General features: G+C 75.4%; 15 protein-coding genes. 3 read left to right on the top strand and 12 right to left on the bottom strand.

The features are described from left to right. Positions 1-77 precede the first annotated feature (77 nt). The 6 genes from ACZ3KJ_RS26245 to ACZ3KJ_RS26220 form a co-directional block, all read right to left on the bottom strand. The gene (locus ACZ3KJ_RS26245; RefSeq protein WP_467530536.1) at positions 78-1,052 is read right to left on the bottom strand and encodes a hypothetical protein; all 975 of its coding nucleotides are present in this window, start codon (positions 1,050-1,052) and stop codon (positions 78-80) included. Further along, on the bottom strand, positions 1,049-1,813 hold the full coding sequence (locus ACZ3KJ_RS26240) for a hypothetical protein (RefSeq protein ID WP_467530535.1): 765 nt from the start codon (positions 1,811-1,813) through the stop codon (positions 1,049-1,051). Before ACZ3KJ_RS26240 ends, ACZ3KJ_RS26245 begins: the two co-directional genes overlap by 4 nt. A gap of 5 nt (positions 1,814-1,818) precedes the next feature. Continuing rightward, positions 1,819-3,009 (bottom strand): aromatic ring-hydroxylating dioxygenase subunit alpha, encoded by a 1,191-nt coding sequence (locus ACZ3KJ_RS26235; RefSeq protein WP_467530534.1) that lies wholly within the window; start codon positions 3,007-3,009, stop codon positions 1,819-1,821. 38 nt (positions 3,010-3,047) lie between these two features. Continuing rightward, positions 3,048-4,136: an alpha/beta hydrolase gene (locus ACZ3KJ_RS26230; protein ID WP_467530532.1), complete on the bottom strand. Its 1,089-nt coding sequence runs from the start codon at positions 4,134-4,136 to the stop codon at positions 3,048-3,050. Then, positions 4,133-4,939: a hypothetical protein gene (locus ACZ3KJ_RS26225; RefSeq protein WP_467530531.1), complete on the bottom strand. Its 807-nt coding sequence runs from the start codon at positions 4,937-4,939 to the stop codon at positions 4,133-4,135. The genes ACZ3KJ_RS26230 and ACZ3KJ_RS26225 overlap by 4 nt, the downstream gene beginning before the upstream one ends. Positions 4,940-5,005: 66 nt before the next feature. Continuing rightward, positions 5,006-6,811, bottom strand: coding sequence for a nitrilase-related carbon-nitrogen hydrolase (locus ACZ3KJ_RS26220; protein WP_467530529.1), 1,806 nt, complete (start codon positions 6,809-6,811; stop codon positions 5,006-5,008). A gap of 114 nt (positions 6,812-6,925) precedes the next feature. Between ACZ3KJ_RS26220 and ACZ3KJ_RS26215 the strand changes: the two genes are divergently transcribed. Continuing rightward, positions 6,926-7,219: a Dabb family protein gene (locus ACZ3KJ_RS26215; RefSeq protein WP_467530528.1), complete on the top strand. Its 294-nt coding sequence runs from the start codon at positions 6,926-6,928 to the stop codon at positions 7,217-7,219. 57 nt (positions 7,220-7,276) lie between these two features. On the opposite strand, the gene ACZ3KJ_RS26210 is transcribed toward ACZ3KJ_RS26215, so the two are convergent. After that, positions 7,277-8,266, bottom strand: a complete 990-nt coding sequence (locus tag ACZ3KJ_RS26210; protein ID WP_467530527.1) for a hypothetical protein — start codon at positions 8,264-8,266, stop codon at positions 7,277-7,279. Positions 8,267-8,535: 269 nt separating this feature from the next. Between ACZ3KJ_RS26210 and ACZ3KJ_RS26205 the strand changes: the two genes are divergently transcribed. After that, positions 8,536-9,456 (top strand): alpha/beta hydrolase family protein, encoded by a 921-nt coding sequence (locus ACZ3KJ_RS26205; protein ID WP_467530525.1) that lies wholly within the window; start codon positions 8,536-8,538, stop codon positions 9,454-9,456. A gap of 155 nt (positions 9,457-9,611) precedes the next feature. Here the strand turns inward: ACZ3KJ_RS26205 and ACZ3KJ_RS26200 are convergent, their stop codons facing one another. The 5 genes from ACZ3KJ_RS26200 to ACZ3KJ_RS26180 all read right to left on the bottom strand — a co-directional run bounded on the left by ACZ3KJ_RS26200 (position 9,612) and on the right by ACZ3KJ_RS26180 (position 17,022). Then, a complete protein-coding gene (locus ACZ3KJ_RS26200; RefSeq protein ID WP_467530523.1) occupies positions 9,612-11,099 on the bottom strand; it encodes an aldehyde dehydrogenase family protein in 1,488 nt (495 codons plus the stop codon). 31 nt (positions 11,100-11,130) lie between these two features. Continuing rightward, entirely contained in the window at positions 11,131-12,348 is a 1,218-nt protein-coding gene (locus tag ACZ3KJ_RS26195; RefSeq protein ID WP_467530522.1) for an FAD-dependent oxidoreductase, read from the bottom strand. Further along, on the bottom strand, positions 12,345-13,820 hold the full coding sequence (locus ACZ3KJ_RS26190) for an aldehyde dehydrogenase family protein (RefSeq protein ID WP_467530520.1): 1,476 nt from the start codon (positions 13,818-13,820) through the stop codon (positions 12,345-12,347). Before ACZ3KJ_RS26190 ends, ACZ3KJ_RS26195 begins: the two co-directional genes overlap by 4 nt. 215 nt (positions 13,821-14,035) lie before the next feature. Next, positions 14,036-15,319, bottom strand: a complete 1,284-nt coding sequence (locus ACZ3KJ_RS26185) for an acyl-CoA dehydrogenase family protein (protein ID WP_467530518.1) — start codon at positions 15,317-15,319, stop codon at positions 14,036-14,038. Between the two features lie 179 nt (positions 15,320-15,498). Then, positions 15,499-17,022 (bottom strand): flavin reductase, encoded by a 1,524-nt coding sequence (locus ACZ3KJ_RS26180; protein WP_467530517.1) that lies wholly within the window; start codon positions 17,020-17,022, stop codon positions 15,499-15,501. 266 nt (positions 17,023-17,288) lie between these two features. On the opposite strand from ACZ3KJ_RS26180, the gene ACZ3KJ_RS26175 reads away from it, so the two are divergent. Next, positions 17,289-18,074 (top strand): IclR family transcriptional regulator, encoded by a 786-nt coding sequence (locus ACZ3KJ_RS26175; protein ID WP_467530516.1) that lies wholly within the window; start codon positions 17,289-17,291, stop codon positions 18,072-18,074. Positions 18,075-18,171 lie beyond the last annotated feature (97 nt).

Raw genomic sequence — 18,171 nt, 5'->3', positions numbered from 1 at the left:
GGTGGGGCCTGGGGCGGGTGCGGCAAACCCGGCGGGGTCCGCGGCGGGCGTGGCAGGTCCGGTGGGGTCGGGGGCGGTCATGTCGCGGTCCAGTCGAGGACGCCGTGGAGGACGGCGGACAGGAGCTGTCCGGCGAACAGCTCGTAGGTGACGGCGAGTCGGCCGCCCGCGCCCATCCCGGGCGTCGCGTCGAGCGCGAACTCCCGGCCCACGACCCGGACGTCGTCGCCGGCGAAGTGCCACACCGGGTAGTTCGCGCGGCCGAACGCCTGCGCGCTGCCCCAGGCGCCGGGGCCCTCCCAGAACTCGCGGGTGCCGTCGCGGCGGCGCACCACGGTGGTGTCCCGGTCCAGGCCGCCGCCGCTCCACCGGACGCGGTGCTCGGTGCGCAGCAGGTCCAGCGGGGTGAGGCGGTCCTCGACGCGGACGGTGCCGAGCGGCTTCTGGTCGGCGCCCCACAGCTCGCACTCCCCCGTGAAGGCGCCCGTCTCCTTGGTGGGCAGGATCCACGGGACGGGCCCGCAGCGGGTCTCCGCGGCCAGGTGGGCGGCGATCCCCTGACGGGCGGCGGGGTCGGTGTCGTGGTCGGTGGTGCGCCGGTAGACGCCGTTGAAGCAGCCGACCACGGTCCAGCCCTGGTAGAGCATCGAGGAGTAGACCTGGGTGTCGCCGTCGGGCAGGACGTGGTTCCAGGTGTTGAGTCCGACCTGCCAGCCGGGGCCGTAGTAGCGGGCGTCCACGAAGGAGCCGTAGGGCTGGCCGCTGCCGTGGAAGTCGGGGCCGCGGTAGAGGCGGCTGTCGTCGCCGTCGGTGACGCCGAAGGCGAACGGGGCGGCCAGCCGGAACCGGCCGGCCAGCGGGCCGCCGCCCTCCAGGCCGCCGTCCATGCGGTAGACGGTGGAGCCGTCGGCGTACTCGGAGGAGCGGCGGATGTCCTCGAAGCCCTGCCAGGTGCCGGCGGCGTCGAACAGGGAGGGGCGGCCGTGCCACTCTCCGGTGATGCGCCGCTGCCAGTCGCTGGGGCCCTCGGCGGGGGCGGGGGTGTCGCTCATGCGGCGTCCTCCGGGGGGACGGGGCGGCCGGTGATGAGCAGGGCGCGCAGCGCGTCGGTGGTCCGCGCGCCGAGGAGCCGGTCCACCTGGGCCCACACGGGGTCGATCTCGCGGCTGAACAGCAGGGCGCGCACCCGGCGGTCGCGGTCGGCGAGGTCGGTGGCCTTGACCTCCTCGGCCGCCTCGGCGGGGAAGTCGGCGGCGAGGGCCAGCCAGTGGTCGAGGTAGGCGGTGGCCACGGGGCCGATCGCGGTGAGCGCGGCCTCGTCGGCCCGGTGGACGAGCATCCACGGCGACATCAGGGAGCGCTGGCGCGGGCCGATGTGCGCGGGGCTGAGGCCGGGCAGCGCCTCGGCGTGGGCGTGGTGCCCGGTGAGCGGCCCGTAGACGCGGTCGGTGTAGGCGGGGTGCGGGGCGAGGTCGGCGCGCTGCACCAGGTCGAGGTGGAAGGCGTAGGCGTCGCCGGTGCGGACGGCGTCCAGGGTGAAGTGCGGCAGCGGGCCGTCGGCGGCGCCGAAGGCGAACACCATGTGGCTGTCCAGGCCGACGGGGGGTACGACCAGGGAGATCCGGACGACCGAGGCGACGGGTCCGGCGCCGTGGAAGCAGCGCACGGAGCCGACCGGGCCGGGGAAGGCGGCGCCGGTCAACTCGGCCCAGGGGGTGGGGACCTCGTGCACGCCGGTGGCGGCGAGCAGGCGGTCCAGCACGGCGTCGGACAGGGCCGCGGGCAGGCTGGGCGGGGCGGGGGTGTCGGTCATGTCGGTCACTCGCTCTCCGGTTGCCCGGCGCCGTGTTCCGCGCCCTCGACGGTCGGATGGAAGCCGTGTGCCTTCTGTTCCCAGGCGCGCGCGAACTCGGGCAGGGCGCGGCGGCCCGGTGAGGGGATCACGGTCGAGGTGCGTTCGGGCACGTCGCCGGTGATGCGGTCGGCGGGGCCCACCGTCCAGCCCTTGGCGGCGAGTTCCTGCCGTTTGCGCCGGTAGGCCACGGAGATCAGGTCGGAGCGCAGGTGGAGTTCGGCGCCCAGGTCGGCCGGGAGGAGTTCGGGGCGGGTGCCGTCGACGACGGGGGCGTCCTGGCCGAAGATGCGGTGGACGCGCTTGCGGGCGTTGGCGTCGGCCCAGGAGCCGGTGAAGAAGTCGCGCAGGGCGACCCACTTGACCAGGGTGGTGGTCTCGTCGAGGGGGATGTTCGTGTCGTAGATGATCATGTTGCCGAAGGGCAGGCGCACATGCAGCTTGATCATGTTGGGGAGCATCCAGCCCGCCGTGGTGACCACGGGGGGCCGCTCCTTGCCCTGGGAGACGCGGTCGGCGTAGAGCCGGGCCCACAGGCCCCGGGCGGCCGGCGGGTGCAGGGCGACGGTGGCGAACGCCGACCACTCGTCGGGCTGGTCGAGGACGTACTCCTCGACCTCGGGGCGGTCGGGGTTGCCGAAGGCGCCCGCGTGCACGAAGGGGGTGTGGGCGATGTCGCAGCCGTTCTCCAGGACGCGCTCGTAGTTGGAGTGCCACAGGTACTCGCCGGTGACCGTGCGGAACCGGCCGCCGTCGGCGATCAGTTCGTCGAACTCGGGCCAGCCGGGGATCGGCGGGCGCTCCTGCTCGGGCAGGTCGCCGAGGAAGACCCAGACGAAGCCGTAGCGTTCCCGTACCGGGTAGGAGTCGACGCGGGCCTTCCTGGGGATGCCGCGGCCGGGGAGGTTGGCGGGGATGGCGGTGCAGGCGCCCTCGGGGTCGAAGCGCCAGCCGTGGTAGGGGCAGACGACGCAGTCGCCGGCGAGGCTGCCCATCGACAGGGCGGCGCCCCGGTGGGCGCACAGGTCGGACAGGGCGACGGGGGTGCCGTCCTGGGTGCGGTACAGCACCAGGCTCTGCCCCAGACAGACCACCTTGACGGGCTCGCGCCCGACGCGGTCGGCGAACTCGACCGCGTACCAGAAGTTCTTGAGCATGGCGGGGAGGCGCTCCTCGGGTCGTTCGGGGGTGGGTCTCAGCGGCGGCGCACGTCCAGCAGTCCGGGGTGCGGGGCGCCGAGCAGGTCGTCCAGGCGTCGGCCGGCGGACGCGTCGGCGCGCAGCCGGGACCGGCAGAAGTCGGTGACCAGGCGCCCGAGGAGGGCGCGGGGGGCGGTCGGGTCACCGGCGGCGGTCTCCAGGAAGCCGCGGGAGGCGGTGGGGTCGTACGGGTCGCAGGCGGTGAAGTGGCCGGCGCCGGCGAGCCGGGCCCAGGCGCTGGCGCCGCCCGCGTCCGGCACGGCCTCCTCGAAGGTGCGCAGCACGGGGTCCCAGGGGCCGCGGGCGGCGGTGTAGCGGTCGCTGCTGGCCGCGATCACACCGTCGTGCTCGCCGGACAGCAGCAGGACGGACGGGCCCGGGCCGACGGGCAGGACGGTTCCCTCGGGCCAGCCCAGCAGGCCGGCGACCAGGGTGTGGGCGGCGTAGGCGAACACCGCGCGGACGCCCGGGGTGAGGGCGGCGGACTGGAGGGCGACGGTGCCGCCCGCCGAGTGGCCGCCGAGGGCCACCCGGTCGAGGTCGAGCAGGCCGTCGAGCGGGGGCCGCCGGCCGAGGTCGCGCAGGGCGCCCAGCAGGGCGCCGATGAGCGGGCTGGTCGGCCGGGTGCCCCAGCCGGCGGGCGAGGCGGCCTCCAGGTCGACGGCGGGGGTGAGTCCGTGGCTGCCCGCGAAGAGCTCCCCCACCAGGTCGGCGGTGACCGCGACCAGGCCGGCCCGGGCCAGTGCGACGGCGAGCCACCGGTAGGCGTCCTGGCCGACGTTGATGCCGGGCAGCAGCACGACCACCGGGTAGGGGGCGCCGGCCGGATCGGCGGGGATCTCCCCGGTCAGCCGTTCGGCGTCGGAGCCGGTGGGCCGGGCCGGGTGGAAAACGCGCAGGTGGGCGGTGTCGAAAGGTTCCTTCAGGCCGGGCACGCGGCACGCCCACCACAGGGCGCGCACGGGGACGGCCGGATCCCCGTCCGGGTGGTCCGGGTGATCCGGGTGATCCCGGTGATCCGGGGGATCCGGGTGGTCCGGGTGGGCCGGGTGCGCCGGGTGGGCCGGGTGTGCGGTGCCGGTCATGTCGGCCTCGGCAGTGCGCGGTCGCCGCCCCACAGGGCCCGCACCAGCCGGTCGGTGGTCTCCTGCCCGAAGTAGCGCACGCCCATCACGTTGGCCGGGTCGCGTTCGGCGATGTTGCGGCGGGTGGCGAGGTCGGCGGCGGCCAGGGCGGGCCGTTCGTCCTCGGGGACGGTCTCGGCGGCGTCGACCCAGCCCAGCCAGCGGTCCACGTGGGCGTGGGTGAGGCGGCGGACGAGACCGATGTGCTCCTCGTCGCGGGGCAGGCTGTAGCAGTGGGCGGTCGGGGAGAGACTGGCGCGGATGAACCCGGCCCGGCTGGTGAACCACTCCAGCCGCGGGTGGCGCTCGCGGACCTCCAGCCACTCCGCGTCCAGCGGGGCGTAGTAGCGGTCGTAGTACGGGCCGTCGGCGAGCAGGTGGGCGCGGGGGACGGAGTCGAGGTAGAACCAGCCGCCCGGCCAGCACAGCAGGGCGACGGCGAGGTGGGGGACGCGGATCCGCGGTCCGAGCCATACGGTCAGGTGGAGGTTGGCGAACCCCCGGGTGGGGTTGCCCAGCCAGGAGTGGACCATCCAGTCGACCTCGGGCCCGCTGTAGGCGGCCAGGGATCCGCCGGGGCTGTCGGGCGGGTTGCCGTAGGCGTCCAGCGCGAGCGTGGAGGGGTCGCGGGTCAGCCGGAAGCGGGCGTCGATCTTCTTCTTCAGTTCCGCCAGCAGTTCCTGCCACTGGTGGAAGGTCTCGGTGACGTCGGTAACGGGGGCCGCGTCCGTCATGTCCTGCACGGCCTTGAGGGTCTCGGCCATCACGCTCCTCGGGGGCGACTGTGGGCGGGAGGGGGTTCGATCAGGGCGTGCGGGGTGCGGGCGTGATCAGGTGCCGGCCGTGGGTTCGGGGGTGCGGGCCGTGGGTTCGGGGGTGCCGACCGTGGGTTCGGGAGTGCGGGCCGTGGGTGCGGGGGCGGTCAGGGCGCCGGACAGGCGCCAGGGGCGGCCGTCCACAAGGTCGGTGCGGCGGGAGACCAGGCGGCGGGTGGCCTGTTCGGGGAAGACGGGGGCCAGGGTGAGGGGGCCGTCGGCGAGGGTGGTCGCGGGGTGGCTGATCCGGCCGGTGAAACCGCCCTCGCGGCTCTGCCAGAGGCCGAAGTCCGCGGGCAGGGCGTGGACGGCGCCCTCGCCGTGGCCGGCTGCCACCACGTTCATCCGGTTCTCCGCGGCGCGTTCGGGCAGGCCGAGGGTACGTTCCCAGGGTTCGGCGCCGCTGTAGCAGACGGCGACGGTGTCGGCGCCCGCGAGCGCGGCGAGCCGGAACGTCTCCGGGTGGACGGCGTCGTCCCCGACCACCAGGGCGACGCGGCCCCAGCGGGCGTCGTGGGTGGCGGGCGGGGCGGGCCGGTCGGCGGCCCAGCCGGAGTGCCGGGCGCTGGGGTGGAGTTGCGGCACGCGCAGGACCGGGCCGTCGGCGCCGAGCAGGAGACCGGTGTGGACTCCGGCGTCGGGCAGGGTGCAGGCGAGCAGGGCGTCGGTGCCGGCGAGCGCGTCGGCCAGCCGCCGCAGGGCGGTGGCCGCGAGGACGGGGTCGGGGGCGCTGCCGACGGGCGCGGTTCCGCCGGGGCAGAGGAAGAGCTCGGGCAGGACCAGCAGCAGCGCGCCGGCCGCGGCCGCGCGGGAGGTGAGGGCGACGGCGTCGCTGAGCGCGCCCGGCCCGTCGCCGCCCGGGCGCAGCACCGCCGCGGTCACGGTGCCGGCGCGGGTGCCGGGGAACGGTGGCGCGGGGCGGGGCGCGCTCGCGATCGGCGTGTAGAGCCAGGGCCGTCGGGCGGCGAAGACGTCGGTGCCGTCGGGACGGCGTTTGTCGTCGGCGGCGGCCGGTTCAATGTCGGCGACCACCACCGCCTCGCCGGTGCGGGGGGCCTCGGCGGCCACGCTGCCGTCGGGCCGGACGATCTGGCTGCCGCCCGCCCCGTGCAGTGCCTCGGGCGGGACGCCGAGTCCGGAGGCGACGGCGGCGAGGTGGGCGTCGGGGATCAGCGGGCCGACCTTGTTGGCGGCCACCACCCACACCTTGTTCTCGGCGGCCCGGACCGGGATGTGCAGCGAGGCCTCGTCGAGGGCGAAGGAGTTGAGGCTGTTGAGCAGGACCTGGGCTCCGCGCAGCGCCAGGCCCCGGCAGACCTCGTTGATGACGCCCTCCATGCAGGAGTAGAGGCCGAGCCGGCCGAGGGGGGTGTCGAGGACGGGGCCGGTCTCGTCCGCGGGGTCGAGGTGGTCGTTCTCGCTGCCCATCAGGGTCTGTTTGTCGGCGCGGCCGAGCAGGGCGCCGTCCGGCCCGAACAGCAGGCTCGCCGCGGTGATGCGCATGCCGTCGGGGCGGCCGTTCGGCCCGGTGGCCGGGGTCGCCAGGGTGACGTGCGCCTTCACGTGCAGGCGGTGGCCGGCCGCCGCGTCCGCGACCGAGGTCAGGAACGGGTCGCCGGGCCGGCAGGCGGCGTCCAGCGCGTGGGCGCGGTCGCGGTACCAGGAGAGGTGGTTGCAGAACTCGGGCAGGACGACGAGGTCGGCGCCCCGGTCGGCGGCGGTGTCGACGGCGCGCAGCACGGCGGCGAGGTTGGCGGCGCGGTCCTCCCCCACGGCGAACTGGGCCGCGGCCACCCGTACGGAGCCGGCGACAAGGGCCATGGATCCTCCTGTGGCTCCTCTGGTTCCCCTAGCGGAACAGCGTTTCCTCAACATACACTCGCGGCCACCCCCGCGACAGAGGGGACGTCACGATCCGACACCGGAGGATCAGCCGTGCTCACCCATGTCGTCCTGATGCGGTTCACCGATCCGTCCGACGCCCCGGAGGCCCGGCGGCGGCTGGCCGAACTCGCCCCCCAGGTACCGGAGATCCGGTCCGTCGACCTCGGTCTGGACGTCGTCGGATCGCCCGTGTCGTACCACCTGTGCATGATCACGCGGCACGACGACGCGGCCGCGCTCGGCGCCTATCAGCGGCACCCGCTCCACCTCGCGCTCGCCTCCTGGCTGCGGCCCCGGCTGGCGGACCGGGCCGTGGTCGACCATCTCGACGAGGACGACGGCTGACCCGGCCGCCGGGGAGCCGGCGGGGTGGTGCGAACGGATCGCGGCACCCCGCCTGCGTCAGCCCCCGGAGCCGGACAGGGTGGTGACGGTGCCCGCCGCCAGCAGGGACCGGTAGTACGCGCCGCCCGGGTAGTAGGTCGCGGTCGTCGTGCCGGAGAAGGCGTCCGCGGCCCAGCCGACGGCCAGCGTCTGCAACGCCGTGACGTTCTGGGGCTGCGAGGCGCCGCAGGCCAGCGATCCGGCGGCGTCGGCGGTGGCGCCCTCGGCGTCCACGTGGGAGCCGGTGGTCAGCTCGACCCCGACGAAGGGCGAGTCCGCGTAGGCGTCGCGCAGCGCGGTGGTGCCACTGGCGCTGCTGTTGCAGAGGTACGGCGGCGAGGAGATCGTGCGCACCGGCAGCGGGGTGGCCGCGAGGGCGGTCAGCGAGGCCGTGGTGTTGTCTCCGATCGCCGAGGCGACCGGGTCGAGCAGCACGAGCCCCTTGAGCCGGGCGAAGGCGGCGGGCGCGGTGCTGTGGAGCCGCTGGGCCACGTAGGCGACGGCCTCGCCGCCCGCGGAGTGGCCGGAGAACAGCAGGGACGAGGGCAGCGCGGATCCGCCGCGGCCGGCGAGTGCGGCGGCGCGCGCGTAGCTGCCCGCCAACTGCCCGGTGGAACCGGCGGCGTCGGCGAACCAGCCGGCCACGTTGTTCAGGAACGGCTTGTTGTTGCCGAGGTTCTGGAGCGTGCATCCGAAGAGGTCGGCGCTGGGCAGGGTGGGGACGAACACCAGGTAGCCGGCGGCGGCGTAGTGCTCGGCGAGATCGCCGAGGTGGGCCCCGGAGCGGGCGAACCCGTGCTGGAGCCAGACCAGCCCCTTGGGCGTGCCGGACGGGAAGTACCAGTCGGCGTCCGGGTGGTAGGTGAACGCGGCGCAGGAGACGTCGACGGTGGTCGCCACCGCGGTGACCGATCCGGCCGCGTGGGCGGGCGAGGGGGCGGCCAGGGCCAGCAGGGCCGCCGCGACGGCGGCCGGGGCGAGCGTTCTCAGGCGGGGGAGCAGGCGCACGAGGGCCTCCGATCCAGGACGGCCGTTTCCTTGATGGAAACAGTGTTCCGCACTGATGTGAAGCAGATGACAGCGAAGACCCCCCGCCGCTGTCAAGAGCCTGCACCCGCCGCGCACTCGGCGGTGACCCCGGTGCGCCGATTGTGACGTGCGGTAACCCAAATGTTTCGCGGCATCCGGCTCCGACCCCTGGCAGAGCGTCCCCCTGAGTGGAACTCTGTTTCCCATCAAGGAACGACCGTCCCTCCCCCTCTTCGTTCGGAGAGCCCGTGAGAAACCACCGAGGGCACCTGCTGATCCCCCTGCTGGCCCTGCTGGCCGCGCTGTTCGCCGTGCCCGCGTCGGCCGCGCCCGCGTCGGCCGCGTCCGCCGTCGCGTCCTACCGGACCGTCGTCGACGGCGACGACGCCGACGTGTACTACCCGACCGGCACCGCCACCGGCCTGCCCGTCGCGCTGCTCCTCCAGGGCGCGAAGGTCGGCCGTTCCCACTACGCCGGCTACGCGTCGGCGATCGCGGCACAGGGCTTCGTGGTCGTGGTGCCCGACCACTACCGGCTGATGCTCTTCGAGTACGAGCGCTACGCCGCCGTGGACCAGGTCACCGACACGGTCGCCTGGATGAAGGACGAGAAGTACGACGCCACGTCCCCGCTGTACAAACGCATCGACAGCGGCACACTGGCGCTGCTCGGGCACTCCTTCGGCGGTGCCGCCGGACTGTCGGCCGCCGAGGACGCGTGCAGCCTGGTCTTCTGCCCCGCACTGAGCTTCGGCCTGCCCGGCCAGGTCAAGGCGGCGTCCTTCTACGGCACCAACAACGGCCTGCTGGGCCTGATCTTCGCCGACGTGGACAACCGGATCCCGGTGCAGCTGGTGCAGGGCGCGGCGGACGGCATCGCCGCCCCCGCCGACGCGGAGAAGACCTACGCGCACCTGCTGAACACGCCGAAGCAGATCGTGCGGGTCGCCGGCGCCAACCATTACGGCATCACCGACGTCCAGAACCCCTCCCCCGCCGAGACCGAGACGTCCGCCCAGACGCTCACCCAGGCCGCGAGCATCGAGGTCGCCGCCCGCTGGGCGGGCCGTTTCCTGCTGGCCCAGCTCGGGGACGACGCCGCGGCCGACTACGTGTGGCGCACCGGCGACGCGTCCGACACCGGCGTGACGGTGACCGGCGCGCCCTGAACGGCTCCCCGCCGCTCACCGGCGCGCCGTGAACCGGCCCTTCCGGTGACCGGCCCTTCCGGTGACCGGCCCTTCCGGGGATCGGCGCGCCGTGAACGGTTCCCCTCCGGTGACCGGCGCGCCGTGGACCGTCGTCCCTCCGGTGCCGGGCGGGGTCAGCCCGGTACCGGGTAGGCGCCCGGCGCCATGCCTCCGCCCCCGGCGCGGAAGGCCGCCGGGGCGTGCACGACGCACGGCTGCACGTACTCCTCCAGCCCCTCAGGGCCGTACTCGCGGCCGTGTCCGCTGCGTTTGACGCCGCCGAAGGGCGCCCGCAGGGACATGCCGGTGCGGTTGTGGGTGTTGACGAAGCAGAATCCGGCGTCCAGCCGGCGGGCGAGCGCGAAGGCGCGGTCCTCGTCGGCGCTCCACACCGACGCGCCCAGGCCCAGCTCTCCGGCGTTCGCCCGGGCCACCACCTCGTCCTCACCGTCGTAGGCCAGTACCGGCAGCAGCGGCCCGAACTGCTCCTCGCGGACGACGGGCGCGGCCTCGGGGACTCCGGTGAGCAGCAGCGGCCGGACGAAGTGACCGGCCGCCAGGTCGGTGTCCGGGCACACCTCGCCCAGCGGCAGCGCGCGGGCGCCCCGGCGCACCGCGTCCGCCGTGAGCGCGGCGAGCCGGCCGGCGGACCCGGCCGTGATCACCGGACCGACGGTCACCCCGGGCCGCAGCGGATCGCCGAGGCGGACGACGCGGTCGGCGGCCGCGGTGAGCGCGGCCACGCAGCGGTCGTGGGCCGAGCGCGGCACGTAGAGGCGTTTCACCGCCATGCAGACCTGACCGGCGGTGGCCAGCGCGGCCGTCACCAGCCGGTCCATGGCCCCGTCGCTCAGATCGGCGTCGTCCAGCAGGACCGCCGGGTCGTTGCCGCCCAGTTCCATGGTGGTCGGGGTCAGTGCGGCGGCGGCGAGGGCGCCGACGGCGCGGGCGGCCCGCTCCCCGCCGGTGAAGGCGACCTTGTACACGCCCCGGTGCCCGACCAGCGCGGCGGCCGTCTCCGCGTGGCCGTGCAGGGTGTGCAGCAGGCCGGGCGGGAAGCAGGACGCCACGGCCCGCAGCAGGGTGTCGACGGCGAGCGGGGCGAGCGGGGAGGGCTTGACCAGCAGCGCGTTCCCGGCGACCAGGGCGGGGGCGAGTTTGAGGACGGTGAGGATCACCGGCGCGTTCCACGGGGTGAGCGCGGCCACCGGGCCGTACGGACGCCTGCGCACGGTGAGCCGCCCCCGCGCGTCGTCGGTGTGCCGGTCGGCGAGCAGCGGCGCGGCCGCGTCGGCGTACCAGCGCAGCACCACCGACGAGAAGGCGATCTCGCCCTCGCAGTCGGCGAGCGGCTTGCCCGACTCCCGGGCCAGCAGGACGGCGGCGGCCGGCGCCCGCTCCTCCAGGACCCGCGCGGCGTGGCGCAGGGCGGACGCGCGCCGTTCCACGGGCTCGGCGGCCCACGCCCGTGCGGCCGCGCCCGCCGCCGTCACCGCACGCCCGACCTCGTCCGGACCGGCGACCGGCACCGTGCCGACGAGGTCGGCCGCACGGGCCGGGTTGTGACGCTCGATCAGCTCTCGGTCGTCATGCTGTACCGGGTCCAGGTACGGGTCGGCCACGGTCTCTCCTCGGGTCGGCGCGGTCGGCCGGTCAGGAGACGGGCCGCAGCGAGGCGATCATCGAGCTGCGCAGCAGGGCGCGGCGCGCCCGTGCGGGGTCGGCGGCCGTCGCGCGCAGGTCGGCGACCACCTCGGCGCGCAGGCGCGGGTCGCGGGCGCGCAGCCGCTCCCAGTTGCGGTGGGCCTGCGCCCCGACGTAGGTGAGGGCGCAGGCGCGCCGGTCGGCGGCGGCCCGGTCCAGGGCGGCCTCGGCCCCCGGTTCGCCGTGCACGACCGCGGCCAGGGCGGTACCGAGCAGGACGGCGTCGTGGATGCCGCTGTTCATGCCCATGCCGCCGAGCGGGTTGTTGACGTGGGCGGCGTCGCCGCACAACAGCACCCGGCCGTGCCGGAAGGCGGCCGCCACCCGCTGGTGCACCCGGTACAGGCTCGCGTGCGCGACCCGCCACGGGGCGCTCGCGCCGGCGCCGGCGTCGGTGCGCAGGCGGGCCAGCCGGTCCGGCAGACGGGCGAGTTCGACGTCGTCCGGGACGCCCTCGGCGGTGGGCAGCAGCACCCGCCAGTGGTCGGGGGTGCGCAGCAGGACGAGCCACTCGTCGGGGTCGAGGACGTAGGCGATGGGCGCGAGGCCGGGGAGCTGGGCCGTCAGGTCCTCGTCGAGGGAGGCGACGAGGAAGCGTTCGGGGTACGTCATCCCCGCGAAGGCCACGCCCAGAGCGTGGCGTACGGCGGAGTGGGCGCCGTCGGCGGCCAGCAGGTGGCCGCCGCGCACGGTGCGGCCGTCCGCCAGGTCGACGGTGACGCCGTGCCCGTCCTGGCGCACTCCGCACACCCGCGCCCCGAACGCGACGCGGGTGTGCGGCAGCCCGGTCAGCGCCCTCAGCAGCAACGGGGTCAGCTTGCTCTGCTCGCACTGCACGCGGTACGGGTACGGGGTGTCCGCCCGCAGCAGTGCCAGGTCGAGTTCGGCGACCGGGCCGGCGTGCCGGTCGCGGTACTGGAAGGTGCGGGCGACCAGGCCGCGGGCGAGCAGGCCGTCCACGACGCCGAGTTCGGCGAGCATCTCCAGGGTCGGCGGGTGGAAGGTCGACGCGCGTGACTCCGCGGCGAGGGTGGTCCCCGCCTCCAGGACGGTGACGGCGACGCCCGCGCGGGCCAGCACCAGCGCGGCGGTGAGTCCGACGGGTCCGGCACCGGCCACCAGGACGGACGCCCCGGGCACGGGCGCGGGGCCGGCGTCGGCGGTCACGGGGCGTCCCCCTCGGCCGGGGCCGGGAGGTGCAGGGCGAATCCGTTCTCCACGCCGGTGACGCGGGTGCCGGTGAAGTGCAGCAGGGTCTCGTCGGTGCCCTCGTCCACCAGGCCGGACGCTCCCCACGCGGGGCGCGGGGTGTCCTGGTGGAGGCTGAGCACGGAGGAGCCGTTGACCTTGACCTCGCCGGCCCGGATGCGGGCGGCGACGGCCAGCGCGGCGTCCTCGTCCGCGCCCGTCACGTAGGCCTCCAGGCCGTATCCGGTGGCGTTGGCCAGGTGCACGGCCTCGTCGAGGTGCTCGTAGGGGTGCACGGTGGCGACCGGGCCGAAGATCTCGGCGCGGGCCCGCTCCTCGGGCGCGCCGGTGATCAGGGTCGGGGCCAGCCAGTTGCCGCGCTCGGGCAGCGGGGTTGAGGAGTGCTCCTTCGCCCCGAGTCCGGTCAGCGTCCGTGTCGCGGCCAGGGCGGCGCCGCGGTGGCGGGAGTGGGCGAGCGGTCCGTAGCCGGTCGCGGGGTCCAGGGGGTCCCCGGTGCGCAGTGCGGACAGCGACGCGCCGATGGCTTCGAGGAGTTCGCCCGCGCGTCCGGCCGGCACGACGAGCCGTCCGAGGGCGCGGCACCACTGGCCGTTGAGGGTGGTGAGCAGGTCCACCGCGATCCGCGCGGCGGTGTCGGTGTCCGCATCCGCCATGACCACCAGGGCGTTGTTGCCGCCGAGTTCGAGCTGCGCCGGTTTGAGGGCGCGACCGCAGGCGGCGGCGACCTCGCGGCCGGCCGGGGTGCCGCCGGTGAAGGAGACCGCCCGCACCCGGTCGTCGGCGACCAGGCGGGCGCCGGTCGCGCCGTCGCCGTGCAGGAGTTGCAGCACGGCCGGGGGCGCGCCCGCCTCGGCGAGCGCCGCCGCGGCGGTCTCGACGAGCACCTGGGTGCCGTACGGGTTGAGTTCGGGTGCCTTGACCAGCACGGGGCAGCCCGCGGCCAGGGCCGAGGCCGCCTTGTGGGCGGCCATGGGGGCGGGGGCGTTGTAGGGCACCACGCACAGGGCGGGCCCCAGCGCCTCGCGCCGGACGGTGACGCGGCGGCCGTCGGGCCGGACGGCGTCGGCGCGCAGCACGGACGCCCGCAGCCGTGCCGCGGCGAGCCGGAACGCGCCGCCGAGGATCACGCCCAGGAGACCCGTCTGCGCGACGGGCACGCCGCTGCCGAAGGCCTCGGCGCGGGTGATGTCGTGCGCGCGCCGGTCGACGGCGGCGGCCGCCGCGTCGAGCAGGTCGGCGCGCTCGGCGTCGGGGCGGCCCGCCCAGTCGCCGCGGCGGTGGACGCGGTCGGCGGCGTCGAGGGCGGCCTCCAGACGTGCGTCGGTGCTGCCGCGCAGGGCGTCCAGTTCCTCGCCGGTGACGGGGATCTCGCGGGGCGGGCCCGGGATGGACGGGCAGGGTGCGCCGCGTCCGTCGACCAGGTCGGCCACCGGGGCGGGCGTGAACGGGATGAACGGGCCAGGGGTGGGAGGGCCAAGGGTGGGAGGGCTAGGGGTGGGAGGGCTAGGGGTGGGAGGCCCCGAGACGGAAGGGCCCGGAACAGAAGGCCCCGAGACAGGAGAGCCCGGGACGGAAGAGCCCGGGACGGAAGAGCCCGGAACGGAAGAGCCCGGAACGGAAGGGTCCGGGACCGGCGACGAGGTGCTCATCGGCTGCGCTCCACGGTGGCGAAGAGGGCGTTGGCCCGGTCGTCGGAGACCATCTTGGCCGCTTCGAGCCGTCCGCGTTCGGCGGGGAAGGTCATCACCAGTCCCATGGCCAGGTCGCGCAGGGTGCGCCCGATGATTCCGTCGAGGGTGGCGCCGGAGGTGCCGCAGGCCTTGAGCGCGCCGAGCGCCACGTCGAAGCACGCCTCGGTGACCGACCCCTTGCCCAGCCGCCACTGCCGGAAGACGTCGGGTTTGGGCCGTAGCGGGGGTTCGGAGGTCTCCAGCTCCAGTTGGCGGCGCAGCCACAGGTAGGCGGTCTCCAGGCGCTGGGTCATGTCGCCGATGAGGACCTGGTGCATGGGGCTGGTGGCGATGGGCCGCCCGGTGTCGGCGAAGGAGTGGGTGGTGAGCCGGTCCAGGGTGTGGTCGTAGACGGCCTGGGCGGCGCCGGTGTACACGGCGGCGATGGCGAGCTGGTTGCCGACGAAGCTGCCGCGGCTCATCCGGAGCATACGGGTGAAGGCGCCCGGCAGGGTCAGCGCGTCGTCGTCCGGCACGGTCACCCCGTCCAGCCGGATGCCGTGGTTGGCGCTGCCCCGCATGCCGATGCCGTTCCACGGTGCACGGGAGGAGACGCCGCGCGCCTCGCGCTCCACGAGGAACAGGGCGAGTCCGTCGGCTCCGTCGACGCCGTCCAGGCGGGCGGTCACGAGGTAGAGGTCGGCGACCCCGGTCGCGCAGCCGAAGGACTTCTCCCCGTCGAGCCGCCAGCCGTACGCGGTGCGCCGGGCGGTGGTGGCGATGGCGATGTTGGCCTCGGAGCTCTTGACGGACTCGCTGGCGAAGTTGCCCAGCCAGGAGCCGCCCGCCATCACCTTCAGCACGCGCTCGGCGAACGCCGTGACCTCGGGGATCTCGGCGTCGTCGAACAGGCCCGCGCGGACGGCCTCCAGGGGGAGGAGCCCGCGGGAGGCACTCGTGTTGTGGAAGAAGTAGGCGAGCGCCGTGGAGGGGCAGGCGGTGCCCATGGCGTAGGTGGCGGCCGCCAGGTCGCGCAGGGTGCCGCCGAGTCCGCCGTACTCCTCGGGGACGACCAGGCCGAGCAGCCCCTGCTCGCGCAGCAGAGCCACGTGGCCGCGGGGGAACTCCCCGGCGGCGTCGGCCCGGGCGGCGGCCTCGCGCAGGGCCGGCAGGACGGACTCGACACGTCGGGCACGGTCCTGCTCGGCCGGGGTCATGCCATCGATGAGACGCTCGCCGGTCAGGCGCTGTGCGGTCATGCGTCGACTCCTTGGTGCGGACGGCGGGAGGGGGTGGCGGGTGCGGGTGACCGGCCGGCCCGGCGGCCTCCCGCGAGGAGGGGACGCGGGGCTCGGCTTCGGTCGGGGAGGGAGCGGGGCGGGGGCGGGGAAACGGGGCCTGGTGGACGAGCGCGGACGGGCGCGGACGGGTGCGGGGCTCACGCCGGCCGGCGAGGGCGTCCGCCGCGCACGAGGCGGGCCAGTTCGTCGCGGCACCGGGCGAGCGCCGCGGACTCGACGGCCGTGTCCACGCCCATGCGGGAGCACAGCAGCAGGAGGCGCTCGGTGTCCAGGGTGCCGTCGCAGCCGCCGAGGGCCGTGTCGAAGTGGCGGATGCCGCTCTTCATCGCGGTGAGCGCGTTGACCAGGCCGAGGCCGTGGTCGTCGCGCAGGCACAGCCGCAACGGGACGGGACCGGCGACCTGGACGGCGTCCTGGAGCAGCGTCCGCAGGTGCAGCGGCGAACTCGGCGCCGGTGCCGCGCCCCCGGCGTCGGGTGCCGCCTCCTCCAGCGCGATCTCGTCGCACCCCGCGTCGCGCAGCGCGGCGACCAGGTCGAGCACCGCCGCCGTGCGCGCCGGGTCGAGGGCGCGGGGAACACGGCCGACGGCCGTGCCCACGCCGGCCACCGCGGACACCAGGGCGGGCAGGTCGGCGAGGGCGACACCGTCGGCCGCCGGGGCGGCGCTCGTGACGCCGGGGGCGGTGGGACGGTCGGTGGTCGTGGCGCCGGGGACGGTGGGACGGTCGGGGTTCGTGACGCCAGGACCCGTAGGACGGTCGGCGCTCGTGACGCCGGAGCCCTTGGGACAGTCGGCGACCGTGACGCCGGAGCCCGTGGGACAGACGGCGACCGTGACACCAGGACCCGTGGCACGGTCGGCGACCGTGAACTCCACCGTCACCGGTCCCGCCGCGACAGCCGCCGCGGCCTCGGCCGGACCGGCGACCAGGACCGAACGCGGCGGCAGCCGCCCCGGCGATGTCCGCGCTGGGGACGTCTGCCCTGGGGGCGTCCGCGCAGGGGGCGTCCGCGCCGCGTCCGGACCGGTGCCTGACAGGCGCACCCGTACCCGCACCCCTGCGTCCCCGAGGTCCTCCAGCAGCCGGGCCGAGGCGCAGCGGGAGGCTCCGGCGAGGGCGAGCCGTTCGGCGGTGCCGGTGTCGGCGACGGTGACGCGGTCGGGCAGCGGGTCGGCGACCTGGCCCCAGGAGCGGGAGTGGAACAGCAGGGGCGGAACCAGGCGGGGCACGCAGACGTCGACGACCTCACCGACGAAGATGGTGTGGTCGCCGCCCGGATAGGCGTGCCGGACGCGGCAGTCGATCCAGGCGGCGGCGTCCGCGAGCACGGGGCTGCCGGTGACCCGCGGCCGCCAGTCACCGCCCGCGAAGCGGTCCTCGACGCCCGGCTCCAGCCCGGCGAACCGCCGGCCGAGGCCGATGTGGTCGCGGCCCAGCACGCTCACCGCGAAGACGCCGTGCTCCTGGATCAGGCGGTGGGAGCGGATGCGCCGGTCCGTGCAGACCAGGACGAGGGGCGGGTCGAGGCTGAGACTGCAGAAGGAACTGGCGGTCATGCCGTGCCGGCCCAACGCGCCGTCGGTGGTGACGATGGCGACGCCACTGGGCCAACGCGACAGCGTCTGCCGGAACGTTGACTCGTCGACGGCGGCTCGCATCAGGCCTCCCGGCGGTGGTGGACGGGACGGGTGCGGCCGGAGTGCTCCCCCGGCGGGCCGGTCGCCCGCGACCCCCGTCCCGCATGTTTCCTCTAGCGGAACGATGTCACGATGAGCGTAACGACGGGCTTCTCCTGGTGTCAATGGCGAACGGTGACGACGAGGCGATCGCGTTTCCCTTGGGGAAATCCTGCCCCTATGCTGGGCCTCGGTCGGCGGAGCCGCCCCGACCGGCCCCCACGGCCCCGCACCGCAGAAGGAACCGCGTGAGCGAGGAGAACAGCAGCAGGTCGATCGCCGCCGTCGAGCGGGCCATGGACGTACTCCTGCTTTTCGGCCGCAGCGGCCGTCCGGACCTCGGCGTCACGGAGATCGCCCAGGAACTCGACATCACCAAGGCGGTGGTGCACCGCATCCTGACCGCCCTGCGCAACCGGGACCTGATCATCGCCGACCCCGTGACCCGGCGGTACGCCCTCGGCCCGGCCGCGATCTCGCTGGGCCGCGCCTACCTGGCCCGCACCGACCTGCGCATCATGGCCGCGCCCGAACTGCGGCGGCTGGCCGCCCAGTGCGGCGAGACGGCCACCCTGTCCATCCGGCGCGGCGACACGCGGCTCTACGTCGACCAGGTCGTGCCGGAGCAGGAGCTGCGCATCGAAGTGGCCCTCGGCATCCCGTTCCCGCTGCACGCCGGGAGTTCCTCCAAGGCGGTGCTCGCGTTCATGCCGGAGCCCGAGATCGACGAGTATCTCGGCCGGCACGAACTGGAACCGCTCACCGAGCGCACCATCACGGACGCCGTCAAGCTGCGCAAGGAGCTCGCGACGATCCGCCGGCGCGGATACGCCACGTCCGTCGGCGAGCGCGAGGCCGGGTCGGCCTCGATCGCCGCGCCGGTGCTGGGCCACGACGGCCATGTGGTGGCCGCGCTCAGCGTGGCCGGACCGCTGAGCCGCTTCAAGCCGCGCATGGCCGAATGCGTCCCGCTGCTGCTGTCGGCGGTGGAGCGGCTGTCGGCGGAGTTCGGGCACCGGCCCGGCACCACGTGAGCACACCGGGTCCGGGGCGCCCGCCGCATGGCCGTCTCATGTGATCCCGTGCGGGGCGCCCTTCGCGAGGGCGCCCCGTACGGGATCACAGCCCCAC

It is taken from the genome of Streptomyces sp. NPDC003248, assembly GCF_055563235.1.
Note: the sequence above shows the minus strand (reverse complement) of the source record. Positions and strands in the feature narration are given on the sequence as shown.